25 protein-coding genes are annotated in these 23,731 nt (G+C 61.1%); 18 read left to right on the top strand and 7 right to left on the bottom strand.

The annotated features are described in order from the left end of the window. Nucleotides 1–46: 46 nt before the first annotated feature. From iolC to iolB, 4 genes are all read left to right on the top strand, one after another. The gene (gene iolC, locus ABOK31_RS03650; RefSeq protein ID WP_174174059.1) at nucleotides 47–1,981 is read left to right on the top strand and encodes a 5-dehydro-2-deoxygluconokinase; all 1,935 of its coding nucleotides are present in this window, start codon (nucleotides 47–49) and stop codon (nucleotides 1,979–1,981) included. A gap of 89 nt (nucleotides 1,982–2,070) precedes the next feature. After that, complete coding sequence (gene iolD, locus ABOK31_RS03645; RefSeq protein ID WP_349957805.1) at nucleotides 2,071–3,921, top strand: 3D-(3,5/4)-trihydroxycyclohexane-1,2-dione acylhydrolase (decyclizing); 1,851 nt, start codon at nucleotides 2,071–2,073, stop codon at nucleotides 3,919–3,921. 67 nt (nucleotides 3,922–3,988) lie between these two features. Then, nucleotides 3,989–4,906, top strand: coding sequence for a myo-inosose-2 dehydratase (gene iolE, locus ABOK31_RS03640; RefSeq protein ID WP_349957804.1), 918 nt, complete (start codon nucleotides 3,989–3,991; stop codon nucleotides 4,904–4,906). Between the two features lie 173 nt (nucleotides 4,907–5,079). Then, nucleotides 5,080–5,877 carry a 5-deoxy-glucuronate isomerase gene (gene iolB / locus ABOK31_RS03635; RefSeq protein WP_349957803.1) on the top strand — a complete coding sequence of 266 codons (798 nt, stop codon included), beginning with the start codon at nucleotides 5,080–5,082 and terminating at the stop codon, nucleotides 5,875–5,877. A 60-nt stretch (nucleotides 5,878–5,937) separates the two neighbouring features. On the opposite strand, the gene ABOK31_RS03630 is transcribed toward iolB, so the two are convergent. Both ABOK31_RS03630 and ABOK31_RS03625 read right to left on the bottom strand, forming a co-directional pair. Further along, nucleotides 5,938–7,305 (bottom strand): MATE family efflux transporter, encoded by a 1,368-nt coding sequence (locus ABOK31_RS03630; RefSeq protein ID WP_349957802.1) that lies wholly within the window; start codon nucleotides 7,303–7,305, stop codon nucleotides 5,938–5,940. A 65-nt stretch (nucleotides 7,306–7,370) separates the two neighbouring features. After that, a complete protein-coding gene (locus ABOK31_RS03625; RefSeq protein WP_174174054.1) occupies nucleotides 7,371–7,805 on the bottom strand; it encodes a glyoxalase superfamily protein in 435 nt (144 codons plus the stop codon). A 310-nt stretch (nucleotides 7,806–8,115) separates the two neighbouring features. Between ABOK31_RS03625 and ABOK31_RS03620 the strand changes: the two genes are divergently transcribed. Further along, nucleotides 8,116–8,514: a pilus assembly protein PilZ gene (locus tag ABOK31_RS03620; RefSeq protein ID WP_075852093.1), complete on the top strand. Its 399-nt coding sequence runs from the start codon at nucleotides 8,116–8,118 to the stop codon at nucleotides 8,512–8,514. A 16-nt stretch (nucleotides 8,515–8,530) separates the two neighbouring features. Here ABOK31_RS03620 and ABOK31_RS03615 read toward each other — a convergent pair whose 3' ends face one another. Beyond that, entirely contained in the window at nucleotides 8,531–9,439 is a 909-nt protein-coding gene (locus ABOK31_RS03615) for an AraC family transcriptional regulator (protein ID WP_349957801.1), read from the bottom strand. 97 nt (nucleotides 9,440–9,536) lie between these two features. Here ABOK31_RS03615 and ABOK31_RS03610 point away from each other — a divergent pair, with 97 nt between their 5' ends. Continuing rightward, nucleotides 9,537–10,289: an SDR family oxidoreductase gene (locus tag ABOK31_RS03610; RefSeq protein ID WP_349957800.1), complete on the top strand. Its 753-nt coding sequence runs from the start codon at nucleotides 9,537–9,539 to the stop codon at nucleotides 10,287–10,289. 243 nt (nucleotides 10,290–10,532) lie between these two features. Next, a complete protein-coding gene (locus ABOK31_RS03605) occupies nucleotides 10,533–11,645 on the top strand; it encodes a pyridoxal phosphate-dependent aminotransferase (RefSeq protein WP_349957799.1) in 1,113 nt (370 codons plus the stop codon). 132 nt (nucleotides 11,646–11,777) lie between these two features. On the opposite strand, the gene ABOK31_RS03600 is transcribed toward ABOK31_RS03605, so the two are convergent. Continuing rightward, complete coding sequence (locus ABOK31_RS03600) at nucleotides 11,778–12,041, bottom strand: sel1 repeat family protein (RefSeq protein ID WP_174174050.1); 264 nt, start codon at nucleotides 12,039–12,041, stop codon at nucleotides 11,778–11,780. Nucleotides 12,042–12,507: 466 nt separating this feature from the next. Here ABOK31_RS03600 and ABOK31_RS03595 point away from each other — a divergent pair, with 466 nt between their 5' ends. From ABOK31_RS03595 to ABOK31_RS03580, 4 genes are all read left to right on the top strand, one after another. Next, nucleotides 12,508–12,846 (top strand): DUF2147 domain-containing protein, encoded by a 339-nt coding sequence (locus ABOK31_RS03595; RefSeq protein ID WP_174174049.1) that lies wholly within the window; start codon nucleotides 12,508–12,510, stop codon nucleotides 12,844–12,846. 206 nt (nucleotides 12,847–13,052) lie between these two features. Continuing rightward, nucleotides 13,053–13,229 carry a hypothetical protein gene (locus ABOK31_RS03590; protein WP_174174048.1) on the top strand — a complete coding sequence of 59 codons (177 nt, stop codon included), beginning with the start codon at nucleotides 13,053–13,055 and terminating at the stop codon, nucleotides 13,227–13,229. 121 nt (nucleotides 13,230–13,350) lie between these two features. Beyond that, nucleotides 13,351–14,853 (top strand): AMP nucleosidase, encoded by a 1,503-nt coding sequence (locus ABOK31_RS03585; RefSeq protein WP_174174047.1) that lies wholly within the window; start codon nucleotides 13,351–13,353, stop codon nucleotides 14,851–14,853. 41 nt (nucleotides 14,854–14,894) lie between these two features. Then, complete coding sequence (locus ABOK31_RS03580) at nucleotides 14,895–15,221, top strand: hypothetical protein (RefSeq protein WP_174174046.1); 327 nt, start codon at nucleotides 14,895–14,897, stop codon at nucleotides 15,219–15,221. Between the two features lie 16 nt (nucleotides 15,222–15,237). Here the strand turns inward: ABOK31_RS03580 and ABOK31_RS03575 are convergent, their stop codons facing one another. Next, the gene (locus tag ABOK31_RS03575) at nucleotides 15,238–15,468 is read right to left on the bottom strand and encodes a hypothetical protein (RefSeq protein ID WP_174174045.1); all 231 of its coding nucleotides are present in this window, start codon (nucleotides 15,466–15,468) and stop codon (nucleotides 15,238–15,240) included. A 155-nt stretch (nucleotides 15,469–15,623) separates the two neighbouring features. Between ABOK31_RS03575 and ABOK31_RS03570 the strand changes: the two genes are divergently transcribed. From ABOK31_RS03570 to ABOK31_RS03555, 4 genes are read left to right on the top strand one after another with little or no spacing between them, the layout of a single operon-like run. Then, nucleotides 15,624–15,983, top strand: a complete 360-nt coding sequence (locus tag ABOK31_RS03570) for a YciI family protein (RefSeq protein ID WP_174174044.1) — start codon at nucleotides 15,624–15,626, stop codon at nucleotides 15,981–15,983. A 10-nt stretch (nucleotides 15,984–15,993) separates the two neighbouring features. Next, nucleotides 15,994–16,356 (top strand): YciI family protein, encoded by a 363-nt coding sequence (locus ABOK31_RS03565; RefSeq protein WP_174174043.1) that lies wholly within the window; start codon nucleotides 15,994–15,996, stop codon nucleotides 16,354–16,356. 17 nt (nucleotides 16,357–16,373) lie between these two features. Next, on the top strand, nucleotides 16,374–16,751 hold the full coding sequence (locus ABOK31_RS03560; RefSeq protein ID WP_174174042.1) for a YciI family protein: 378 nt from the start codon (nucleotides 16,374–16,376) through the stop codon (nucleotides 16,749–16,751). Between the two features lie 11 nt (nucleotides 16,752–16,762). Beyond that, nucleotides 16,763–18,001, top strand: a complete 1,239-nt coding sequence (locus ABOK31_RS03555) for an RNA polymerase sigma factor (protein WP_349958843.1) — start codon at nucleotides 16,763–16,765, stop codon at nucleotides 17,999–18,001. An 8-nt stretch (nucleotides 18,002–18,009) separates the two neighbouring features. Here ABOK31_RS03555 and ABOK31_RS03550 read toward each other — a convergent pair whose 3' ends face one another. Further along, nucleotides 18,010–18,969, bottom strand: coding sequence for a lysylphosphatidylglycerol synthase domain-containing protein (locus tag ABOK31_RS03550; protein WP_349957798.1), 960 nt, complete (start codon nucleotides 18,967–18,969; stop codon nucleotides 18,010–18,012). Between the two features lie 96 nt (nucleotides 18,970–19,065). On the opposite strand from ABOK31_RS03550, the gene ABOK31_RS03545 reads away from it, so the two are divergent. Together ABOK31_RS03545 and ABOK31_RS03540 are read left to right on the top strand one after the other, a co-directional pair. Next, nucleotides 19,066–20,085 (top strand): glycosyltransferase family 2 protein, encoded by a 1,020-nt coding sequence (locus tag ABOK31_RS03545; RefSeq protein WP_174174975.1) that lies wholly within the window; start codon nucleotides 19,066–19,068, stop codon nucleotides 20,083–20,085. A 23-nt stretch (nucleotides 20,086–20,108) separates the two neighbouring features. Next, nucleotides 20,109–20,729: an NUDIX hydrolase gene (locus tag ABOK31_RS03540; protein WP_349957797.1), complete on the top strand. Its 621-nt coding sequence runs from the start codon at nucleotides 20,109–20,111 to the stop codon at nucleotides 20,727–20,729. On the opposite strand, the gene ABOK31_RS03535 is transcribed toward ABOK31_RS03540, so the two are convergent. Further along, on the bottom strand, nucleotides 20,730–22,097 hold the full coding sequence (locus ABOK31_RS03535) for an aspartate aminotransferase family protein (RefSeq protein WP_349957796.1): 1,368 nt from the start codon (nucleotides 22,095–22,097) through the stop codon (nucleotides 20,730–20,732). A 292-nt stretch (nucleotides 22,098–22,389) separates the two neighbouring features. Here ABOK31_RS03535 and ABOK31_RS03530 point away from each other — a divergent pair, with 292 nt between their 5' ends. After that, entirely contained in the window at nucleotides 22,390–23,730 is a 1,341-nt protein-coding gene (locus tag ABOK31_RS03530; protein WP_349957795.1) for a glutamine synthetase family protein, read from the top strand. Nucleotide 23,731: the final 1 nt, after the last annotated feature.

The raw sequence follows: 23,731 nt of genomic DNA, 5'->3' as shown, positions 1-23,731 counted from the left end.
CGCAGGCTGAAAAGCAAAAGAGGTCATGCCCTGACGGGAGGACATCATGGCACACGACAATCCTGGCGCGGAGCCGGCGACGAAACTCGATGTGATCACCATCGGCCGCTCCTCCGTCGACCTTTATGGTCAGCAGATCGGCTCGAAGCTTGAAGACATCGCCTCCTTCGCCAAGTCGGTCGGCGGCTGCCCGGCCAATATCGCCATCGGCACGGCGCGACTCGGCCTGAAATCCGGCCTCATTACCCGCGTCGGCGACGAGCAGATGGGCCGCTTCATCCGCGAACAGTCGGCCCGCGAGGGCGTCGCCGTCGATGGCATCGCCACGGACAAGGAGCGCCTGACGGCGCTGGTGCTGCTGGCCGTGGAGGCCGAGGGCGTCTCGCCGATGATCTTCTATCGCTCCGACTGCGCCGACATGGCGTTGAACGAGGACGATATCGACGAAAACTTCATCAAATCCTCGGGCGCCGTTCTGGTGTCCGGCACGCATTTTTCCAAGCCCAATACCGAGGCGGCACAGCGCAAGGCGATCCGCATCGCCAAGGCGAATGGCCGCAAGGTGATCTTCGACATCGACTACCGGCCGAACCTCTGGGGCCTTGCCGGCCATGCCGAAGGTTTCGAGCGCTATGTGAAATCGGATCGCGTCTCCTCCAAAATGAAGGAGACGCTGCCGGATTGCGATCTGATCGTCGGCACCGAAGAAGAGATCATGATCGCCTCCGGCGCCGACGACGTGCTCGGTGCCTTGAAGGAAATCCGCCGCCTCTCATCCGCGATCATCGTGCTGAAGCGCGGCGCCATGGGCTGCATCGTCTATGAAGGCCATATCTCCGACGATCTGGAAGCCGGCATCGTCGGCCAGGGCTTCCCGATCGAAGTCTTCAACGTTCTCGGCGCGGGTGATGCGTTCATGTCGGGCTTCCTGCGCGGCTATCTGCGCGGCGAGCCGCTGAAGACCTGCGCCACCTGGGCGAATGCCTGCGGCGCCTTTGCCGTTTCCCGCCTGCTCTGCTCGCCGGAATATCCGACCTGGACGGAGCTCGACTTCTTCCTGAAGACGGGCAGCAAGCATCGGGCATTGCGCAAGGATGAGGCGATCAACCATATTCACTGGGCGACGACCCGGCGCAGCGACGAGATTCCGCTGCTGATGGCGCTTGCGATCGACCATCGCTCGCAGCTCGTCAGCGTCTGCGATGAGCTGGGCCTTGGCCACGACAAGATCGTCGCCTTCAAGCGGCTTGCCGTCGAGGCGGCTGCACGGGTGGCCGATGGCCGCCCCGGCTACGGCATGCTGATCGACGAACGCTTCGGGCGCGACGCCTTCTTCGACGCAGCAACCAAGGATTTCTCCTGGATCGGACGCCCGGTCGAACTGCCGGGATCGAAGCCGCTGAAATTCGAATTCAGCCAGGATATCGGCTCGCAGCTCGTCGAATGGCCGCTCCATCATTGCATCAAGTGCCTGTGCTTCTACCATCCGGACGATCCGCAGGATTTGAAGGCGGAGCAGCAGGAGAAGCTGCGGACACTATTCGAAGCCGCGCGCAAGGTCGGCCGCGAGCTTCTCGTCGAGATCATCGCCAGCAAGAACGGTCCGCTGACCGACGACACGATCCCGACGGCGATGGAAGAGCTTTATGCGCTCGGCATCAAGCCGGACTGGTGGAAGCTGGAACCACAGGAATCGACAGCTGCCTGGAAAAAAATCGATGCCGTGATCGCCAAAAATGATCCATGGTGCCGCGGTATCGTGCTGCTCGGCCTGGAGGCGCCGGCAGAGGAACTGATCCGCAGCTTCGAAGCGACGCTGGCGGCCCCCTCGGTCAAGGGTTTCGCCGTTGGGCGGACCATCTTCTCCGATGCGGCCCGCGCGTGGCTCTCGGGCGGTATGAACGACGAGGAAGCGATTGCCGACATGGCCGGCCGTTTCCGCCAACTGACGGCAGCGTGGCTCAAAACCCGCGGCCTGTGAAATTCTGGAGCAATTCCAGCAAAAGTGCATAGCGGTTTTGCGTTCGGGATTGCGAGATACCAAGAGATAGAGCATTTGGGAGGCGCCTGATGGGCAAGACGATCCGATTGACGATGGCACAGGCCGTCGCGCATTTCCTCAAGAAGCAGATGACCATCATCGACGGGCAGAAGCAGCCGATCTTCGGCGGCGTCTGGGCGATCTTCGGCCACGGCAACGTCGCCGGTGTTGGCGAGGCGCTCTATCAGGTGCGCGAGGAGCTGCCGACTTTCCGCGCTCACAATGAGCAAGGCATGGCCCATGCCGCCATCGCTTATGCCAAGGCAAGCTTCCGCCAGCGCTTCATGGCCTGCACCACATCGATCGGCCCCGGCGCGCTCAACATGGTGACGGCCGCCGGCGTCGCACATGTCAACCGCATCCCCGTTCTTTTCCTTCCCGGCGACGTTTTCGCCAATCGCGCACCCGATCCGGTGCTGCAGCAGATCGAAGATTTCGGTGACGGCACGGTTTCCGCCAATGATGCCTTCCGCCCGGTCTCCCGCTATTTCGACCGCATCACCCGCCCGGAGCAGATCATCTCGGCGCTGAAGCGCGCCATGCACGTGCTCACCGATCCCCTTGATTGCGGCCCGGTGACGCTTTCGCTGTGTCAGGACGTGCAGGCGGAAGCCTTCGATTATCCGGAAAGCTTCTTCGAAGAACATGTCTGGGCGCAGCGCCGCCCACAGCCGGATGCCGACGAACTTGCCAACGCGATCGCATTGATCCGCCGATCCGAAAAACCCGTTATTCTCGCCGGCGGCGGCGTGCTCTATTCGCAAGCGACCAAAGAATTGACTGCCTTCGCCGAAGCGCATGACATCCCTGTCGTCGTCACGCAGGCCGGCAAGTCGGCCATCGACGAGACGCATCCCTTGGCGCTCGGTTCGGTCGGCGTGACGGGCACGTCGGCGGCCAACGCGATCGCCGAGGATACGGATCTGGTGATCGCTGTGGGAACCCGTTGCCAGGATTTCACCACCGGCTCCTGGGCGCTGTTCAAGAACGAGAAGCTGGCGATGATCGGCCTCAATATCGCGGCCTACGACGCCCTCAAGCACAATAGTCACCCACTGGTGACGGATGCGCGCGAAGGATTGAAGGCGCTTTCCGCTGGTTTGACGGGCTGGCGCGCGCCGGCATCGCTGGCCGAAAAGGCAACACGGGAAAAGAAGATCTGGATGGAAGCCGCCGCCAAGGCGATGGCGACAACCAATGCCGCCCTGCCCTCCGACGCCCAGGTCATCGGCGCCGTCACTCGCACGCTCGGCGGCGAGAAGAGCATCGTGGTTTGCGCCGCAGGCGGCCTGCCCGGCGAGTTGCACAAGCTCTGGCCGGCGACGGCGCCCGGCAGCTATCATATGGAATATGGCTTCTCCTGCATGGGCTACGAGATTGCCGGTGGCCTTGGCGTCAAGATGGCGCGGCCGGAGAAGGATGTCGTTGTCATGGTCGGCGACGGCTCCTACATGATGCTGAATTCCGAACTGGCGACCTCGGTCATGCTCGGCCTGAAGATCACCGTCGTGCTGCTCGACAACCGCGGCTATGGCTGCATCAACCGCCTGCAGATGGCAACCGGCGGCGCGAACTTCAACAACCTCTTGAAGGACTCGCGTTTCGAAGTGATGCCGGAGATCGACTTCCGGGCGCATGCCGAAAGCATGGGCGCGATTGCCGTGAAGGTCTCCTCCATCGCCGAGCTCGAACAGGCGATCGAAGCATCGAAGAAGAACGACCGCAGTTCCGTCATCGTCATCGACACCGACCCGTTGATCACGACGGACGAAGGCGGTCATTGGTGGGATGTCGTCGTGCCCGAAGTCAGCCCGCGCGCCGAAGTCAACAAGGCCCGCGCCGCCTACGAACAGGCCCGTGCCTCCCAGCGCATCGGCTGATCGATTTCCGACACTTTTCCGGAGGAGCTGAAACGCTCCTCCAACACTATTTTCAAGGAGACCATTGATGAAGGCCAAACTCGGCATGTCGCCCATCGCCTGGTGGAACGACGATCTTCCTGAGCTCAGCGACGACGTATCCCTGGAAGAATGCCTGCGCCAGTCGCGCGGTGCGGGCTTCACCGGCATGGAACAGGGCCGGCGCTTCCCCAGCAACCCGGGCGAGATGCTGCCGATCCTGCGTGCCGCCGACGTGACCCTCTGCGGCGGCTGGTTCTCCGGCACGCTCGTCAACGAGGAGCTTGCCGCCAACAAGGACCGCATCGCGCCGATGATCGAGCTGTTCAAGGCCGTCAACGCGCCTTGCATCGTCTATGGCGAAGTCGGCCGCTCCATCCAGGGCGATCGCTCCAAGCCGCTCGCCACGAAGCCGCGCCTTTCGGATGACGAGATGAAGGCATATGCCCGCCGCGTCACCGAGTTCGGCGAATGGTGCGCCTCGCAGGGCATGCCGCTCTCCTATCACCATCACATGGCCGCCGTTGTCGAAACAGAGCCGGAGCTCGACGCCTTCATGCGCAATTCCGGCGAAGGCATTCCGTTGCTGCTCGATGCCGGCCATCTCGCCTTTGCCGGCGGCGACGTGCTGCGCGCCATCGACAACCACCATGCCCGCATCAACCACGTCCACGTCAAGGACATCCGCAAGTCCGTCGTCGACGGGCTGGATCGCAGCCGCCAATCCTTCCTCGATGCCGTCGCGCTTGGCGCGTTCACGGTGCCGGGCGACGGTTCACTGGATTTCGGCGCCATCGTAAAGCGCTTCGCCGACTACGGCTATGAAGGCTGGTTCGTGGTCGAAGCCGAGCAGGACCCGCGCAAGGCACCGCCGCAGAAGATGGCCGAGATCGGCCATGCCGAGCTGATGCGCGTCATGACGGCGGCAGGCTACACCGTGGAAACCGAAGGCTTTCCCAAGGGATAGCTAGAGCGCTTCCGCTTTTCTTCGAATCGCGAAAACGCTCTAGCTCTTTGTTATCTAGCAATTCCGGACGGAAAACCGCTGCGCACTTTTCCTGGAATTGCTCGAGAGATGAGCGCTCCTCGCCCCGTCGAAGGATGGCGAGGGGCGTTTTCCAAGCAATGGAGGAAGAACCCATGCCCAATCTCAAGGTCAAACCTGACGGCACCCATGGCCGCGTCACCCATGTCACGCCCGAAAGCGCCGGCTGGACCTATGTCGGCTTCGATCTCCACCGCCTGAAGCCGGGCGAAACGGCTGCGGCCGAGACCGGCGACCGCGAAGTCTGCCTCGTATGGGTCAGCGGCAAGGGAAGCGCAAAGTCCGGCGTAAAGGATTTCGGCTCGCTCGGCGGACGCATGAGCCCCTTCGAAGGCGCGCCCCACGCGCTCTATATTCCCTCTGGATCGAGCTGGTCGGTGACCGCCGAGACCGATCTGGAACTGGCCGTCTGCTCGGCACCGGGCGGCGGCTCCTATGAAGCCCGCGCCATTCCGCCGGGCACCCATCCGACGCTTACGCGCGGCAAGGGCACGAATGTCCGTCACGTCAACAACATCATGCCGGAAGACGACGGTGCAGCGCATTCGCTGCTCGTAGTGGAAGTGATCACGCCGGGCGGGCATACGTCTTCCTACCCTCCGCATAAGCACGATCAGGACGATCTCCCGAACGAAAGCTTCCTCGAGGAGACCTATTACCATCGCCTCAATCCACCGCAGGGTTTCGGCTTCCAGCGCGTCTACACGGACGACCGGTCGCTGGACGAAGTCATGGTGCTGGAAGACGGCGACGTGACGCTGGTGCCGAAGGGTTACCATCCCTGCGCTGCCTGCCACGGCTATGATCTCTACTATCTCAACGTCATGGCCGGCCCGAAGCGCATCTGGAAGTTCCACAATGCCGTCGAGCATGAGTGGCTGCTCAAGTCCTGAGTGCCCTCTGACATAAGCTCATACGAAAAGGCCGCGCCCGAAAGCGCGGCCTTTTCCATGTCATGCGGGCAGCAGGCCGAAGCGCCATTTCCGGTCCCTGGCATTGCGCGACAGCACCAGCCAAGTGAGCACGATCATCCCCATCTCCGCGAAGATGGGCGTCATCCAGATCCCCCGTTCGCCGAAGACGAGCGGCAGCAGAAATGTCAGCGGCAGGGTGAACAGATAGGACCGTGACAGACCGAAGATCGCGCCGCGTTTCGCATCGCCGATCGACTGGAAATACGACGACAGGATGATCGCCTGGCCGAAGAGGAAATAGGCGCCGATCGTCCAGGGCAGGATGCGGCCGACTTCGTCGATGATCACGGGATCGGCCACGAAGATCGCGCCCAGATGCCCCGCCAGCAGCTCGACGATCAGCTCGACTGCGGCGCAGTAGACCAGGGCCGAGATCATGGCGATGACAACGCTATGGCCGACGCGGCCGGGTAATGCCGCGCCGTGATTGTGACCCGAAATGGTCTGCAGCGCGATGCTCAAGCCGAGCAGCGGCAGATAGGCGAAGGTCATCACGCGGGTGACGATGCCATAGGCGCCGACGGTCGCGACATAATCCCCCTGATGCCAGATCGACACGTTGAAGAGGATCGCCGCCGAGCTTAGCGAAATGCCGATGAGGCCGAGGCTCATCGGCGCACCGAAGGCAAAGATGCCGCGCCATTCGCGAACATGCAGCGCCATCTCGACCCAAAGGCCGCCAGGCCGACGCAGGCGATAGATGACGACGATCGCCAGGCAGATGAATTGCGCCAGGATCGAGCCACCGGCGGAGCCGACCACGCCCCAGTGCGCAACAGCCATCAGCAACCAGTTTGCCAGGATATTGAGTAGCGTCGAGGCAAGTGTCACCAGCGTCATGAAGCCGAGCTTTCCCTCGCAGCGCAGCCCGTCAAGATGGATCGACAGGAAGAAGCTGATCGGCGCGAAGGCGACCATGACGCCCATGAAGGCCTCGGCGCTGCGGGCGACATCGGCGTTTCCTGCCGCAGCCACAGCGATGAACTGCCGGGCGACAAGCCAGTAGACAAGATTGACGAGCACGACGACGGCGATCGCCAGCGTATGGGCACCGGTGAACACGGCCTTCGCGCCATCGCGATCTCCGGCTCCGAGGCGACGGGCGAGAATGCTCGCCATACCATTGGAAACCAGTGTCTGCAGCGCAATCAGCAGCATCAGCGCGGGAAAGATGAGGCTGACGGCGGACAGCGCGTCGGCGCCGACATAGACGCCGAGGAAATAGGCGTCGACGACGGCAAAGAGGCCGCTGACCGTGGTGATGATGACGATCGGCGCGGCGGTCTTGATGAAGACGCCCGGCAGCCAGCCGGTGAGGAACATGTTGTTTTCAGTATGACGTGTCATGGCGGTATCCAGACGGAATCGCTCGCTATCGGCGAAGATAGCGGCCTATCGGTAGAAGATGAATGTCAGATGTCGAGAACGAGATGCGGTATGCCGTTCGACGTTTTACGCGGCGAAATGCCGTCGGCATCGACCTGGGCGTTGATGCGCTGACGGAATGCCGAGAAGCTCTCGAACTCCACCACGTCGACCGGTTCGTCGAAATGGATCGTGATCCTGTAGAGCCCGCCTGACTTCGCCGACATCGCAAGAACCTTGCCGGTGAACGGCTTGTTCAGATAGCGCCCGCGCACGGCGGACCCGACATCGAAGGGTGCATCCGGCCCGTCATTCGGTTTTGCCGCAAGCGCCGACAGCGTGTTCCAATCGCGCAGCCCATGCTGCTTGGCGATGAGTTCCAGCGCCGTCGAGTGGCTCATGTCGTCGCCGCGCTCGGCCATGGCCTGACGCAGACGCCGGGCCTGAGCCTTCAATTCATCTATGGACGGATACGTCGTCATAGGATCAGCCTTTGCTAAGGCACGCAATTACGACCGTGAAACGGAGCTCGCATTACCGTCAGTCAGCATGCCCTAAATGGCTGCGACCAGAAACAGCGAGGACTTCACCTTGGATTTTCATCCGCGAGCGGCAGGTGCCTCGAACCGAGCTTTCGTATGATCGAAGCCGATCTCGCTGTCAAGATGCGCCCAAATCGGCACAAAAGACGAACCCGTTAAAATTATACCAATGCAATTGACGCTTCAGCAAAATCTCCGTGCAAGGTTCATGCTGTAACCGAGATGAATTCGGTCTGTTCTTCAACAGGGAATGACAATGCTTCGCGCAACCCATCTGGCGAAAGTCAAATCCGAAGTCTACGAACGGAGCTGGGAACGCTTCTACGTTCAGAGGCCGGCGCGCCTCGTGGCGGTTCGTCCTTGTCTCACGGGCATTTCCGTGCGCAGCGCGGAGATTACCGACATCTCGCGCGGCGGCGCCAGCTTCACCGTCGCCACGACGGTCGGCCTGCCGACCCATTACTATCTGAACATCCTCGGCCTCGCCTACCGCATCGCGTGCGCCGAAATCAGCCGCAACGACAACCGCGTCCATGTCCGCTTCATCAACCTGATCGAACCGGAAACATTGCGTCGCGTCGTGCGCGCCGATTTCATGATCGGCAATGCCGAAGCGATGGCTGCGCGCGGCAGAAGGCAAAAGGTATAAATTCGGCTTTACGCCCTCAATCGCTTCGCACGTCCCCGCGGGCATATCGCGCGGGCGGCATGCCCGCGTATCGCGCAAAGGCAACGCTGAAAGTGCTTGCCGATCCGTAGCCAACGCGTTCAGCTACCTGATCCATCCCCAATTCGCGGCTGCGCAATAGCTGCTTTGCGAGAGCCATGCGCCAAGCCAATAGATATTCCATTGGCGGCAGGCCAACGACGCGGCTGAAACGCGCGAAGAAAGCCGATCGGGACAGGGCCGCTTCGGTCGCAAGATCCGCCACAGTCCAGGGATGGGCAGGACGCGCATGCATCGCGTGAAGTGCTGCAGCCAGGCGTTCATCGGCAAGGCCGCGGCTCAAGCTCGACGTGACGGTTGTTTCCGTGCCGGATCGCAATGCCTCGATCAACAACACCTCCAGCAGCCGTTCCAGCACGAGTTCGCGCGCCGGCCGGCGCTCGCGCGTTTCCTCGCCGACCAATTGCATCAGCGTCGCGAGTCGGGGCTCGTCGCGAACGATAACCACATCAGGCAAGAGGGAAACGAGCAAGGCCGCATCCGGCGCGCCGAAACTGCAGTGCCCTATGCGCATGCGCAGATCCGCCGGCCCTTCGAGGCGGCCGACACGGAAATGGCCGCCACTCAACTGCGTTGGAACCATGGCGGACAGACCGGCCGGTGCGTCGACGCTCTCGTTGACAAGGTCGCGCATGGCCGGCACGAGCACGAAATCACCGGCCTGGAGGATGAAAGGCTGATGTCCCCCAAACGTTACGCGGCAACGCCCCTCAAGGATTGCGCAGTAGAATGGCTCGCTTGTGGCCTCGCGATGAATTCGCCAGGCGCCGGCGCATTCCACCAGCTTCGAAAAGCGTGCGGCCGGCTGCAGCAGCGTGACGATTTCGGCAAGAGGATCAACGGTCATAATCAGGACTAACGCTAAAGAAATGGAGACTGTAGCATATATAAAGTCTCTCTCTCGGTCACTACCATGGCATCATTCCTTTTGTTTGGAGAGGCTCATGTCCACGATATTGATTACTGGTTGCTCGTCCGGCTTCGGCCTGGAGACTGCGAAACTGTTTTTTGAACGAGGGTGGGATGTCATCGCGACAATGCGCACGCCCAAACCCGAGCTACTACCGATTTCCGAACGCTTGCGTATTCTCGCACTCGACGTCACCAATCCGGCAAGCATCGCGGACGCCGTGAAGGTTGCCGGCCCGATAGACGTATTGGTCAACAATGCCGGTTTCGGAGCGCCCTCACCAATCGAGCTGACTGCGCCGGAGACGGTGCAGTCGCTTTTCCAGACAAATACGATCGGCACATTGGCGATGGTTCAGGCCATATTGCCTCAGATGCGTCAACGTCGGGCCGGAGTCATCATCAACGTCACCTCCACGGTGACGGTCAAGACTCTACCGGTGATTGGGATTTACCGGGCGAGCAAGGCAGCGGTGAACGCCTTCACCGAGTCCTTATCGGTGGAGATGGAGCCATTTGGCGTGCGGGTGCATATTGTCTTGCCAGGCCGGTCGCCGGAAACCCGCTTTGGGGAGAATGCGCGTCCACATTTGCGTGGTCTGGACGATCCGGATTATGCGCCCTTGATCCAGCAATTCATAAAGAATGTGCAGGACGACACCGGCCCCGTGACCTATGCTCCCGACGTAGCGAAGGCGGTGTGGCGGGCAGCCACCGATCCATCCGCCCCGCTGCGAATTCCGGCCGGTGCGGATGCCGAACTCTGGATGGCTGAGGCAGGTTTGTAACCGGAACCGGTGGCAGCCGAAAAGCTGCTGCCGTTTCGACTTCGACCGTGCATTAAGGGGAACGCGCAGCCGTCTGGCGAAGCGCGTTTCCTCTGCTTTATGGATTATCGAACAGATGATCCTTCATCGGTTGCGATGAGCACAAATGGCGCAGTGCGGACGAACGTCTTTCCGCTCTTGCAACCGCTCGCCAAGCGCCTATTCTGCCGCACCCTGCAACTGAATTCGGGAAACAAAGCCAGCATGTCCGCCTTCTCGCGCTTCACGCCGCTGATCAGCGCCCTGCCCTCCACCGTTCCTTTTGTCGGCCCCGAGGCGCTGGAGCGTCAGCGCGGGCTCAGCGTCAAGGCCCGTATCGGCGCCAATGAGAACGGTTTCGGGCCGGCGCCCTCCGTCATTGCCGCCATGCGCGAGCGGGCTGGCGATATCTGGATGTACAACGATCCGGAAAATTTTGAGCTGAAGCAGGCGCTTGCAGCGCATCTCGGCGTACAGCCGGCCAATATCGCCGTTGGCGAAGGCATCGACAGTCTGCTCGGCCTGATTGCTCGTATGGTGATCGAGCCAGGCACGCCCGTCGTCACCTCGCTCGGCGGCTATCCCACCTTCAATTTCCACGTCGCCGGTTTCGGCGGCCGCCTCACTACCGTACCCTATGTCGATGATCGCGAGGATCTCGACGGGCTGCTCGAGGCGGTGAAGCGCGAGAACGCGCCGCTCGTCTATTTCGCCAATCCCGACAATCCGATGGGAAGCTGGTGGGATGCCGGCAAGATCGTTGCCTTTGCCCGCGCGCTACCGGAAAATTGCCTGCTGATCCTCGACGAGGCCTATAGCGAGACCGGGCCTGCGAGCTCGCTGCCTGATATCTCCGCCCTGATCGGCCTGCCGAACGTGCTGCGCACTCGCACCTTCTCCAAGGCCTATGGGCTGGCCGGCGCCCGCGTCGGCTATGTCATCGGTGCACCCGAGACGGTGCTCACCTTCGACAAGATCCGCAATCATTTCGGCATGAACCGGCTCGCCACCGTGGCAGCACTCGCCGCGCTAAAGGATCAGGCCTATCTCGCCGAGGTGGTCGGCAAGATCCGGGCTGCCCGCGAGGAGATCGGCACCATCGCCCGCGACAACGGGCTTTTGCCGCTCGTCTCCGCCACCAACTTCGTCGCTATCGATTGTGGACGGGACGGCACCTATGCCCGCGCCATCGTCGACGGGCTGATCCAGCACGGCGTCTTCATCCGTATGCCAGGCGTGGCGCCGCTCAACCGCTGCATCCGCGTCAGCGTTGGTCCCAAGCAGGATCTCGATCTCTTGGCCGAGGCGCTGCCGAAGGTGCTGAAGGCGATTGGTTAAGCCCAAAACGACGAAACCGCGCCAGCCTTGTTCCGGCCGGTCGCGGTTTTCATCATTCGGCGGCTCGCCTCTCCGTCGGCCGCCGACATCCCCTCTTTCGAGGTCAGGAAGTCTTATGGCTTGCGGCACGCCTCAGTGCGTGGTCATCCACTCGCGGGCGGCGCGCAGCGCTGCAGCGAGCTGCATCTTGGTCAGGGTCGCGGCGACGTCGGCACGAAGCTCGGCGGCGCGCTCGCTGCCACGGATGGCCGCGATATTCAACCATTTGTGGGCGGCAACGAGGTCTGCATTGCAGCCCCTGCCGGTCGCGTAGTTCACGCCCAATTCGCAAAGGGCATCGGCGCCGTTACCACCCATCATGGCATTTCCAGACATCGTCGTTTCGAAGCGTGCCATTGTTATTATCCCTGTTTGACTTCTGTTCGTATCTGCCCTGTTTTCCGTCCGAACCTTGCCGTCGTTCGCGGCTTTCCGGTTCTTCCGGCCGGCGGGTTTGCCCCGCTCGTTTGATGGCTTCACTATCGCAGACGGCTTTCAAAAAACGCCTAAAATGCATGATTAATTCGATGCAAACAAAGTGCAAATGCTTGGTAAACTTGGGATTTTGTTAAACATCGCTTCCCTTGCAAATTAAGGATTTTCGCGCGAGCTTAACCTTCCGTTAGGATTTGAATTTAAACCCTTTGTTCACCACAAAAAGAGCGCAGTTCAATCGGATGCCGTGTTTCGGCACGGCGCAGATGTCCAACGGAACAGGGGATTTGCGCTCCGAAAACCATATTTACCTTTACGTTCGCGTTAGATAATCTCACCACATTCCCGGTTACAGAACCGGATGGCGCCTTGGGGGAGGAATGACACTATGATCCGTACCACCGTTCTTGCTATCGCATTGCTGATAAGCGCGAATGCCGCTTTTGCCGAAGAGCCGATCGTCGGTAACTGGAAAACAGTTGCTGGCGATACCGCCGCCATTGCCCCCTGCGGCGACAGCTATTGCGTGACGTTGAAGACGGGCAAATATGCCGGCAAGCAGATCGGCAAGATGCAGGGTAAGGGCGGCAGCTATACGGGCCAGCTTACCGACCCCTCCGAGGACAAGACTTATAGCGGTTCCGGCACGATCAGCGGCAATAGTATCAAGATGCAGGGCTGCGTACTGAAGGTATTCTGCAAGTCTCAGACTTGGACGAGGCTCTGAAAAGGCCCTCATCCCTCACGATGAAAACTATAGGACCTGCCCGCCATCAGCCGGCAGGCCTTTTGTTATTTGCTTGCGGACAGAGGCAGGCGAGCATTCGAAAGCGGTAATATTTCTGAACGCCGGATGAACCGGTATCTCAGCACCTGTTCAGCCTGACCATGGCAAAACAGTGTCCAGTATAGGGCACGGGTAGGGCCAGGAACATGAACTCGATGATTATCGCACGGCGCTTTGTTGTTATCATGCTGTTTGCCGCAATCTTTGCATTCAGCTTCTCGGTTGCGGTCGAACATGCCGGACGCAGCGGCGCACAATCGCATTTCGGGGCAAGCTTCACCTGCGTTGAGGCCGGTACCCCGTATTGCACGACCGTACAGTAAAGACAGGCCTCCGCCTCCGGTATGCGGGGGCCTCGATAGTGACTACAAAAATAGCTGCGAGAATCCAGGCCGCCTCTTGCAACGTCGTTTGCTTGTAATCAACGACACTCTATAATGGCGCATGAGCAACAGAATCTCTCCCTTTTCACCCCTCGACATCTCTTCTCCCAGCCCGTTCCAGCCGCGGACCTTCGATGATCCGGGCAAGGCCGTCGAAGCGCTGACGGAGCTTTACGAGCGCAATACGGCGTTCCTGATCGACAATTTCACCAAGCTTGCCAAAGGCGCGCCGATCACCGCGCGCTACCGGGCCTTCTATCCGCAGGTCAGCATCGAAACGACGAGTTTCGGCCATGTCGACTCGCGCCTTTCCTACGGCCATGTCACCGCCCCCGGCGTCTACACGACGACCATCACCCGCCCGCAGCTCTTCAAGCACTATCTCAAGGAGCAGCTGACGCTCCTGATGCGCAGCCACAATGTTCCGGTGGTCGTATCGGAATCGACGACGCCCATTCCGATCCATTTTGCTTTCGGCGAAGGTGCTCATGTCGAAGCATCCGCCACGGTTTTCGAAGACATTCCGCTGCGCGATCTCTTCGATACACCCGATCTGAACACGACGGATGACGAGATCGCCAATGGCGAATACATCCCGCCGCCGGGCGAGCCCTCCCCGCTTGCGCCGTTTACCGCGCAGCGCATCGACTATTCGCTGGCGCGCCTCGTCCACTACACGGCGACCAGCGCGGCACACTTCCAGAATTTCGTGCTGTTCACGAACTATCAGTTCTATATCGACGAGTTCTGCAAATGGGCGCGCGACCTGATGGCGAGCGGCGGCGATGGCTACACCGAATTCGTCGAACCGGGAAACATCATCACCAAGGCTGGTTCCAGCCAGCCCGAAGGTGACACGACGCCGCCGCGCCTGCCCCAGATGCCGGCCTACCATCTGAAGAAGAAGGGACATGCCGGGATCACCATGATCAATATCGGCGTTGGCCCTTCCAACGCCAAGACGATCACCGACCACGTCGCCGTGCTCCGCCCGCATGCCTGGCTGATGCTCGGCCATTGCGCCGGTTTGCGCAACAGCCAGCGACTTGGCGACTATGTGCTTGCCCACGCCTATATGCGCGAGGACCACGTTCTCGACGACGACCTGCCGGTCTGGGTGCCGATCCCGGCGCTGGCCGAAGTGCAGGTGGCGCTCGAAGCGGCCGTCGCCGAAATCACCGGCTATGAAGGCTTCGAGCTGAAGCGCATCATGCGCACGGGCACCGTCGGCACCATCGATAATCGCAACTGGGAACTGCGCGATCAGGCAGGCCCGGTAAAGCGTCTGTCGCAAGCCCGCGCTGTCGCGCTCGACATGGAATCGGCGACGATTGCCGCCAACGGCTTCCGCTTCCGCGTTCCCTACGGCACGCTGCTCTGCGTTTCGGACAAGCCGCTGCATGGCGAGCTGAAACTGCCTGGTATGGCGACGGCCTTCTATCGCACGCAGGTAAACCAGCATCTGCAGATCGGCATCCGTGCCATCCAGAAGCTGGCCGCCATGCCGCCGGAAGCGCTGCATTCGCGCAAGCTGCGCAGCTTCTTCGAAACGGCATTCCAATAACATATAGATAGGCAGCTATCACATTTGACCGGAGAAAATACGTGGCATGGGTAAGCTTTGATGGCGGTTCGACAATCGGTCATCAGGGTTCAGAAAGCGGCATTATTCTTTTGGACGAAGAACATAGTGACGGCGCACGCGTCACACTTGAGAGGTGTGATCGTGTGCCGTTTGCCATTACCTGCGGCCTTTACGGCAACATGGTTCATACTGTTTTCATCGGCAGTGAGCGGGAGGCTTTGGACACCTTCCATGCGATCAAGACAAATCTTGAGGCGCTGATCGCGATTTGGCCGGAAAACAATGCACCGGCCGATCAAACATCCAGATTTTATGATGCCATCTCGGATTTTGTGGAACGCTTTTAACGCGAGCGTCTATTTCCTAGTTCTCGGATATCGGCATAAGGCGGTCTGCGTTTTGGCTCGCCGTCAATTGCTGATGACCCGAGGGCTCGCCGGCCCAGCTCAGGCACAGGATCAGCAGCGCAAAACCCGCAAATCCGAGCCATGTGCGGAAAACGACCCTTCCGACATCCCCTGCGTCGAGCAGTTCTTCTTCCGACAGTGTCTTCCGTTGCCAATAATGAACGATTGCGGCTTCCAGACTGTACATTTCCGTCTCTCCTTGTGGTGTTGACGGAACTGGTCGACCGGGCTCGAGCTTTTTCGACAGCGCCGAAAATTTTTGTCATGCTGCGGATCGGGATGTCGATTTGCTTGGCGGCCGCTCGTCTATGGCCGTCAGCAAGTTGAAAAGGAGGCGCTGCGATGAAATATCTCTGCCAGGTTTGGTTCGATGGCACGACGCTCGACGTCATGACCAAAGAGGAAAAGCACAAGCTCGATTCGGATTCGCTCGGCTACGACCGCGATCTGATGGCGAGCGGCAACATGATCCATGCCGAAGCGCTGCAATCGCCAAGGTCGGCGGTGACGGTGCGGGTCCGCAATGGCGAGACCTCGGTAACGGATGGGCCTTTCATCGAAACCAAGGAGTATCTTGGCGGTTTCATCCTGATCGAGGCGAAGGACCTGAACGATGCGATCCGGATTGCCGCCGGCATCCCGCTCGCCAAACTCGGCGCCATCGAGGTGCGACCGATCTATTCCTTCGGCCCGGACGTTTGAGGAGGCGACGATGAAGTTCCTTTGCCAAGTGTGGTTCGAGAGCGCAGAAATCGCCAAGATTTCCGAAGAGGAAGGGCGAAAGCTGACGCAGGATTCGATCGACAACGACAACCGGCTGCGCGACAGCGGCCATCTCATCGTCGCCAACGCTCTGCGCGAGCCTCAGACGGCAAAAACCGTCCGGGTGCGCCGGGGCGAAACCGCCGTTACCGACGGTCCCTTCGCGGAGATCAAGGAGCATCTCGGCGGCTTCGTGCTGATCGAGGCCCGTGACATGGGGGAAGCGATCCGCATTGCCGCCACCTTCCCCGTCGCTCGCTATGGCATGATCGAGGTTCGTGGCGCCTTCGACATCCGCTTTCCGAACGAATGACTGAGAAAGGAAAATATATGCGGTTTCTATGTTTGATCTACACATCCGTCGATGTCGACGGACGATTGACGCCGAACGAGATGAACCACCTGATCGGCGAGCACTTCGTCTTCGACGAGGGCTTGCGGCAGGACGGCACCATGATCGTGTCGGAAGCGCTGGCGCTTCGGGACAAATCGATCGTCATCCGCCCGGACAGCAAAGGGTTTTCGGTGACGGACGGACCATTCGTGGAGACGAAGGAGCATCTGGCCGGCTTCTATCTGCTCGAGGCCCCCGATCTTGAGGGAGCAACGGAGATCGCCAAGCGCATTCCCTCGGCGCGCTATGGCGCCGTCGAGATCCGCCCGGTGCGCGTCCTGACGCTTCACGGAGATCTCGCGGAGAATAGGTGACGCTCGTGTCGCTGAACCAGACCATCGAAGGCATCTATCGCAGCCACTCGCGCCGCGTGCTGGCAACGCTAATCCGTCTGCTCGGTGATTTCGACCGGGCGGAAGAAGCGCTCCACGACGCTTTCGCGGCGGCGGCGCAGCAATGGACTGACGAGACGATCCCGGCCAATCCCTATGCCTGGCTCGTCTCCGCCGGACGCTTTCGCGCTATCGATCATATCCGCCGGCGAACGCGCTTCGACGCTGCCCAGGCCGACATCGCCGACAGCCTCTATCCGGAGGGCGAAACAATGGAGACATCGGAAGGCGAAGAGATCGAGGACGACATGCTGCGGCTGATCTTCACTTGCTGCCACCCGCTTATACCAGCCGAGGCGCGGATGGCGATGGCCCTGCGCGAGGTCTGCGGGCTGACGACGGAAGAGATCGCCCATGCCTTCCTGATCCCGGCGCCGACCGTGGCCCAGCGCATCGTCCGTGCCAAGAACCGCATTCGCGCCGACCATATTCCCTATGAGGTCCCCAGCAAGACGGAACTGCCGGCGCGGCTGGCGCAGGTGCTGCATGTCATCTACCTCGTCTTCAACGAGGGCTATTCGGCATCATCAGGCGCGGCGATCGTGCGCGCCGATCTTGCGGCGGAGGCCATTCGGCTTGGCAGGCTTTTGCTGCAGCTATTGCCGGATTCGGAAGTCGAGGGGTTGCTTGCAATCATGCTGCTGCAGGATTCACGGCGGCTTGCCCGCACCGACGCATCCGGCGCTCTCGTGCTGCTTGTCGATCAGGATCGCGCACTTTGGGATCGCAGTCAGATCCGCGAAGGTCTGACGCTGTCGGCAAGAGCTATGGCGGCGGAAAGCGTCGGCAGCTATGCCCTGCAGGCCGCGATCGCAGCGGAACATGCCCGCGCCGTGACCACCGATGATACCGACTGGCGCCAACTGGTAATGCTCTACGACCTGCTGCTATTGGCAAACCCCTCCCCGGTGATCGAACTCAATCGCGCGGTGGCTATCTCGATGCGCGACGGGCCAGCGGCAGCATTGTCCATTGTCGACGGGTTGCTGCGGGAAGAGCGTATGGCGCGGTATCACCTCACCCACGCGGCGAAAGCGGATTTCCTGCGCCAACTTGGCCGGACGGACGAGGCGCGGCAATCCTACCAAACGGCGCTTTCGCTATGCCAGCAGGCGCCGGAGCAGGCTTTTCTGCGCAGGCGATTGGCCGAACTTGACGAGGCGGCTCGATAATAGCCGGATCAGACGCGCTTGCGCGAGACCAGCAACCCGATCGCGGTTCCCGTCAGCGCCGACACCACGATCAGGAGGTGAGCATTGATGCTGGCCTGAGCGAGGTTTTCGATTACCTCCTTGGCGCTCGAAGCACCGAAGGCCATGGCGCCGGCGGTGATGCCGGCCGGATAGGTACCGACGCCACCCGGCGCATGCACAGGCAGGACTGATGATAATTCACCGCCAAGCGCGCCGCCGAAGCTTGCCGAAAGCGGCGTGACGTTCATCAGGCCGAGCGCCCAGGCGAGCACCACGACCTTGACCAGCCAGTTGACGATGGTCGTCAGCCAGGCGCGGCCAAAGGCGCCGATATCGACCGGCAGGCCGCGTTCCAGCTCATGCACCAGCCCTTGCGCCTTCTTCGGCAGGATGCGGGCGGCAAGGCGGATCAGCGGCCGGCGGGAGGCAAAGCCGGCGACCGGCAGCAGCAGAAAAACCGCCCATACGACCCAGGCCAGGAGATGATAGGGCGAGGCAAGCGCAAGGCCGATACCGGCGGCGGCCAGCAGTGCGTGAAGATCCAGCAGCCGCATGACGAACAGCGCCGAGGTGCCCCGGGCCAGCGGAATGCCGAACTCCGAGCGCATCAACACCGGAAAGCTGGTCTCGCCCGTGCGGAACGGCATCATTATATTCAGCAGATTATGGACCTGCGTCACGCGGAAGAGCGCTGCGAAATGGCCTGACGTTTCCTTCGGGAAGTAATCGTAGATGCGCCAGGTGCGCAGGAAATAGGTGCCGGTCAGAAGCGCCAGGGCGAGAAGGATTGGCAAGGCGCCGACCTTGCCCCATTGCGCCAGGATCGAACTCCAGCCCCAGAACCATTCGATGAACGCGGCGTAGGCCACGACGACGGCAAGCGTCAGCAGCGTCATTCGGTTGCGAATAAACCAATTCTGTCGGCTGGCAACCGTCGGAGTCTTCATGTAGTTAGGGCACCCAAATGCGAGCGGAAGGCTGAAACCGGACTTCTCGCTCGTTTCGTCCGGCAGATACTGCCGGTCTTTTAGGAGAAAGAAGTGTTGCAGACAACGGCAGAGTCGACCCTCCCCCAGGCCGATCCGGCAAGCCCCCTTGAGCTTTCGCTGGTCGTGCCCGTCTTCAACGAGGAAGAAAGCGTCGGACCGCTCATCGAGCGCATCTGTTCCGCCATGGCGAGCTTTACGAAATCATGGGAGCTGATCCTGGTCGACGACGGCAGCACGGACGCGACGCTCGTCAATGCCCGACGCTCGCTTTCGCAAGAAGGGCTGACGCTCCGCATCGTCGAGCTGCAACGCAATTTCGGGCAGACCGCAGCCATGCAGGCCGGCATCGATGCGGCAAACGGCCGCCTGATCGCCACCATGGACGGCGATCTGCAGAACGACCCGAAGGATATTCCTTCCATGGTCGAGGAACTGGAGCGGCGGCAGCTCGACCTGCTCGTCGGCTGGCGCAAGAACCGTCAGGACGGTCTTCTCCTGCGCAAGATCCCCTCCTGGTGCGCCAATTACCTGATCGGCCGTATCACCGGCGTCAAGCTGCATGATTATGGCTGCAGCCTGAAGATCTATCGCTCCTCGATCATCAAGCAGGTCAAGCTGATGGGCGAGATGCACCGCTTCATCCCCGCCTGGGTCGCCGGCGTCGTGCCGAGCTCGCGCATCGGCGAAGTACCCGTCACCCATCATGCGCGCCAGCACGGCACCTCGAAATACGGGATTTCCCGAACCTTCCGCGTCATTCTCGATCTGCTGTCGGTGATGTTCTTCATGCGCTACAAAGCGCGGCCGGGGCATTTCTTCGGCTCGCTCGGCCTCGGCCTCGGTGCGCTTGCCGGCATCATCCTGCTCTGGCTCTTCATCGACAAGTTCATCTTCGGCGACGATATCGGCAGCCGTCCGCTGCTGATGGTCGGCGTCGTGCTGCTCCTGTCGTCGGTGCAGATGATTACGACAGGCATTCTCGCCGAGATGATCGCCCGCATCTACTATCGCGACGATCTCTCGCCGAACTACATCGTGCGCAAGATCTTCGATCGCGATCATCAGGACGCCTAGCCGCAACGGGAGCTGAACGGCGCATGAGTTCGAAGGACGATATCATGAGCCTGCTATTGGACACGGCAGACCTGCCGCCGTGGCGGACGACGGGTTCAACGTATCTGGTTCATGATCGCTGGCTGAAGGTTCGTGCCGACAACTGCGTGACGGCGGAAGCCGTGGAGATCGCGCCCTATTACGTGCTGGAATATCCCGATTGGGTCGAGATCATCGCACTCGATGCCGAGGATCACATTTATCTCGTCCAGCAATATCGTCATGGATTGGGTGTCGTGGCGCTCGAACTTCCCGGCGGAGCCATGGATGCGAGCGATGCAAGCCCGGTCGAGGCGGCTGCGCGCGAGCTGCGCGAGGAAACGGGGCTTTCATCTGCCGATTGGGATTATGTCGGCAAGCTTGCGCCCAACCCGGCCACGCATACCAACCTCGCGCATATCGTCATTGCCCGTAATGTTGAATTCAGCGCCAAGCCGGCGGACGACCCGACCGAACGCATCCGCCTGATCCGCATGCCGATCCGGCAGGCCATCGAGCTGGCGCTGGAAGGGAAAATGATCCAGATGATCCATGTCGCGGCATTGACACTTGCCCTTCACAAGGCGGGCAAGTGGGAAGTGCCGACACCAGCGCCCAAGCCCTGATTACGACTTCACCTCTGCCCAGACGGCATCGAGCGCGTTTCGAGCGATGCGGACCATGGTATCCACCTCATCATGACTGATGACGAGCGGCGGCGAGGCCAGCATGCGGTCGCCGGTAGCGCGCAGCACCAGACCATTGGCCAGGGCATGGTTGCGCACGGCTGAGCCGATGGCATCCGGCTTTTCGAAGCGTCGGCGGGTGGATTTGTCGGCGGCGAGCTGCAGCCCGCCCATCAGGCCGATGCTGACGGCTTCGCCGACCATGTCATGATCGGCAAGGCTGCCCCAAGCCTTAGCGAAGTACGGACCGATATCGTCACGCACGCGCTCGACCAGCTTTTCCTCCTCGATGATCCGGAGATTTTCGAGTGCGGCGGCGGCGCAAACGGGGTGGCCGGAATAGGTGAAGCCGTGATTGAATTCGCCAACCTCGTTGATGAGCACATCGGCAATGCGATCGCTGACAAGCACACCGCCGATCGGCAGATAGCCCGACGACAGTCCCTTGGCGATCGGCACCAGATCGGGTTCGACACCGAAATGCTGATGGCCGAACCATGCACCGAGACGACCGAAGCCGCAGATCACCTCGTCGCAGACGAGCAGGATGTTCCTTGCCTTGCAGATGCGCGCGATCTCGGGCCAATAGGTGGCCGGCGGGACGATCACGCCGCCGGCACCCTGCACCGGCTCGGCGACGAAGGCCGCGACATTATCCTCGCCCAGTTCGTCGATCTTGGCTTCGAGCTCGCGGGCAACCTTAAGGCCGAATTCCTCCGGCGAGAGATCGCCACCCTTGGCGTACCAATAGGGCTGGCCGATATGGACGACGCCGGGAATCGGTAGATCGCCCTGCTCATGCATGTATTTCATGCCGCCCATGCTGGCGCCGGCAACGGTCGAACCGTGATAGCCGTTCTTGCGGGCAATGATGGTCTTCTTCGTCGGCTTGCCCACGGCACCCCAATAGACCCTCGCCATGCGGAACCAGGTGTCATTGGCCTCGGAGCCGGAATTGGTGAAGAACACGTGGTTGAACCGCGGTCCGGCATGGGCGCAGACCTTCTCCGCAAGAAGCGTTGCCGGCGTGGTCGTGGTGCCGAAGAAGGTGTTGTAATAGGGCAGCTCGTTCATCTGCCGGGCAACGGCGTCGGCAATTTCGGCGCGGCCATAGCCGATGTTGACGCACCAGAGGCCGGCAAATCCATCCAGATACTTCCGCCCTTCCGCATCGAAAATATAGACGCCCTCGCCGCGCTGGATGACGCGCGCACCATCAGCATTGAGCGTCTTCGTATCCGCGAAGGGATGAAGGTGATGGGCGGCATCAAGGGCGGCGAGATTGGAGCGGCTTGGCGTGTCGGACATGATTTATTCGAACCCTCTTTGAATTGGCGCTTGTCAGGCAAGCCCGTCAACGTCGCGATTATGTGCATGGCCCCTCACTCCAGCCCTCTCCCCGTCGAACGGGAAGAGGGGGTTAAAGTGCCGGATTGCCCGCTTTGGGTACGACTGGCACCGTTAGGCCCCCTCTCCCCGCAATGCGGGGAGAGGGCTAGGGTAATGAAAGGGCCAAGCTCTAGACTGTGCCGTAACCATACTTGACTGAAAACTATCTTGGTTTACGACCATGCCGTGAGGAATGGGGATTTACAAGAGCATGGCGGCCGACAACGCAACCGAAGGTAACGCGCGCATCGAGGTGCTGATCTCGGACATGAATGGCCGGCTCAGAGGCAAGCAGATCCCGATTTCAGCCGAAAAGAAGGTCTGGTCCGGCGCCGTGCGGCTGCCGACCTCGACGCAATCGCTCGACATCTGGGGCGACGACAATGACGACATTACCGGCCTGTCACTGACGATCGGCGATCCCGATGGAACCTGCGTTGCCGATGAGCGCACGCTGGTGGACATGCCCTGGGCGCCAGCGGGATCGAAGCAGGTGCTTGCCACCATGCACGAGCTCGACGGTAGCCCGAGCTTTCAGGACCCGCGCGCCATTCTCGCGGCCGTGGTCGATCGCTATAAGGCGCTCGGGCTGACGCCCGTCATCGCGACCGAGCTGGAATTCTACCTTCTGGCCGGAGACTGGCGCGACAGAGGTATCCCCTCGCCGCCGCCCGCATTGACCTATCAGGGCGAGCCGAACGGCTTTCAGCTCTATGACATGGACGCCGTCGATCTCCTTGATGATTACCTCGAAACGCTGCGCGCCTATGCACGGGTGCAAGGGCTGCCGGCGGACGCAACGACGGCGGAGTTCGGCCCCGGCCAGTTCGAGGTCAACCTCCTGCACCGCCCGGATGCGCTGGCCGCTGCGGACGATTGCATCATGCTGAAGCGCGTAGCCGAGCAGGCGGCGCGCAAGCATGGCTTGAAATCCACCTGCATGGCCAAGCCCTATACCGATCACGCCGGCTCGGGACTGCATGTGCATGCGAGTATCATCGATGCTCAGGGGCGCAATGTGCTGGATGCAGCCGGCGGGGAGCCGAAGAGGCTGAAATCGATCTGCGCCGGGTTGCTGCAGACGCTGCAGGATGCACAGCTGGTCTTTGCGCCCTATGCCAATTCCTATCGCCGCTTCCAGCCGGGCTCATTTGCCCCCGTCGATCTCACCTGGGGCTTTGGCCATCGCGGCACGGCCGTGCGCATTCCCGAGAAGGATGGGCCGGGCGCGCGCATCGAGCACCGCGTCGCCGGTGCGGATGCCAATCCCTATCTGATGCTGGCGGCGATCCTTGGCGGCATGTTGCTCGGCCTGCAGAATGAATTGGACCCAGGTGAGGAATCGACGCCCGCCTATGTACCGGCCGATGCGCCCAAGCTGACGCATGATTTCCTGACGGCTGTCGAGCGCTTCCGTGCCTCCGCCTTCATCGCCGATATCTTCGGGGAGCGATATCAGCGGCTTTACGGCGATACGAAGCACAAGGAAGCGATCCGCTATCTGCGCACCGTGTCCGATTTTGACTATCGCACCTATCTGCCGCGCTTCTGAC

Origin of the sequence: Rhizobium sp. ZPR4, assembly GCF_040215725.1 — a bacterium.
GTDB lineage: Bacteria > Pseudomonadota > Alphaproteobacteria > Rhizobiales > Rhizobiaceae > Rhizobium > Rhizobium rhizogenes_D.
Note: the sequence above shows the minus strand (reverse complement) of the source record. Positions and strands in the feature narration are given on the sequence as shown.

Bases quoted from the DNA above. Each gene is read 5' to 3' on its own strand.
- iolC (WP_174174059.1), top strand. From the start codon at position 47: ATGGCACACGACAATCCTGGCGCGGAGCCGGCGACGAAACTCGATGTG.
- iolD (WP_349957805.1), top strand. From the start codon at position 2,071: ATGGGCAAGACGATCCGATTGACGATGGCACAGGCCGTCGCGCATTTC.
- iolE (WP_349957804.1), top strand. From the start codon at position 3,989: ATGAAGGCCAAACTCGGCATGTCGCCCATCGCCTGGTGGAACGACGAT.
- iolB (WP_349957803.1), top strand. From the start codon at position 5,080: ATGCCCAATCTCAAGGTCAAACCTGACGGCACCCATGGCCGCGTCACC.
- ABOK31_RS03630 (WP_349957802.1), bottom strand. From the start codon at position 7,305: ATGACACGTCATACTGAAAACAACATGTTCCTCACCGGCTGGCTGCCG.
- ABOK31_RS03625 (WP_174174054.1), bottom strand. From the start codon at position 7,805: ATGACGACGTATCCGTCCATAGATGAATTGAAGGCTCAGGCCCGGCGT.
- ABOK31_RS03620 (WP_075852093.1), top strand. From the start codon at position 8,116: ATGACAATGCTTCGCGCAACCCATCTGGCGAAAGTCAAATCCGAAGTC.
- ABOK31_RS03615 (WP_349957801.1), bottom strand. From the start codon at position 9,439: ATGACCGTTGATCCTCTTGCCGAAATCGTCACGCTGCTGCAGCCGGCC.
- ABOK31_RS03610 (WP_349957800.1), top strand. From the start codon at position 9,537: ATGTCCACGATATTGATTACTGGTTGCTCGTCCGGCTTCGGCCTGGAG.
- ABOK31_RS03605 (WP_349957799.1), top strand. From the start codon at position 10,533: ATGTCCGCCTTCTCGCGCTTCACGCCGCTGATCAGCGCCCTGCCCTCC.
- ABOK31_RS03600 (WP_174174050.1), bottom strand. From the start codon at position 12,041: ATGGCACGCTTCGAAACGACGATGTCTGGAAATGCCATGATGGGTGGT.
- ABOK31_RS03595 (WP_174174049.1), top strand. From the start codon at position 12,508: ATGATCCGTACCACCGTTCTTGCTATCGCATTGCTGATAAGCGCGAAT.
- ABOK31_RS03590 (WP_174174048.1), top strand. From the start codon at position 13,053: ATGAACTCGATGATTATCGCACGGCGCTTTGTTGTTATCATGCTGTTT.
- ABOK31_RS03585 (WP_174174047.1), top strand. From the start codon at position 13,351: ATGAGCAACAGAATCTCTCCCTTTTCACCCCTCGACATCTCTTCTCCC.
- ABOK31_RS03575 (WP_174174045.1), bottom strand. From the start codon at position 15,468: ATGTACAGTCTGGAAGCCGCAATCGTTCATTATTGGCAACGGAAGACA.
- ABOK31_RS03570 (WP_174174044.1), top strand. From the start codon at position 15,624: ATGAAATATCTCTGCCAGGTTTGGTTCGATGGCACGACGCTCGACGTC.
- ABOK31_RS03565 (WP_174174043.1), top strand. From the start codon at position 15,994: ATGAAGTTCCTTTGCCAAGTGTGGTTCGAGAGCGCAGAAATCGCCAAG.
- ABOK31_RS03560 (WP_174174042.1), top strand. From the start codon at position 16,374: ATGCGGTTTCTATGTTTGATCTACACATCCGTCGATGTCGACGGACGA.
- ABOK31_RS03550 (WP_349957798.1), bottom strand. From the start codon at position 18,969: ATGAAGACTCCGACGGTTGCCAGCCGACAGAATTGGTTTATTCGCAAC.
- ABOK31_RS03540 (WP_349957797.1), top strand. From the start codon at position 20,109: ATGAGTTCGAAGGACGATATCATGAGCCTGCTATTGGACACGGCAGAC.
- ABOK31_RS03535 (WP_349957796.1), bottom strand. From the start codon at position 22,097: ATGTCCGACACGCCAAGCCGCTCCAATCTCGCCGCCCTTGATGCCGCC.
- ABOK31_RS03530 (WP_349957795.1), top strand. From the start codon at position 22,390: ATGGCGGCCGACAACGCAACCGAAGGTAACGCGCGCATCGAGGTGCTG.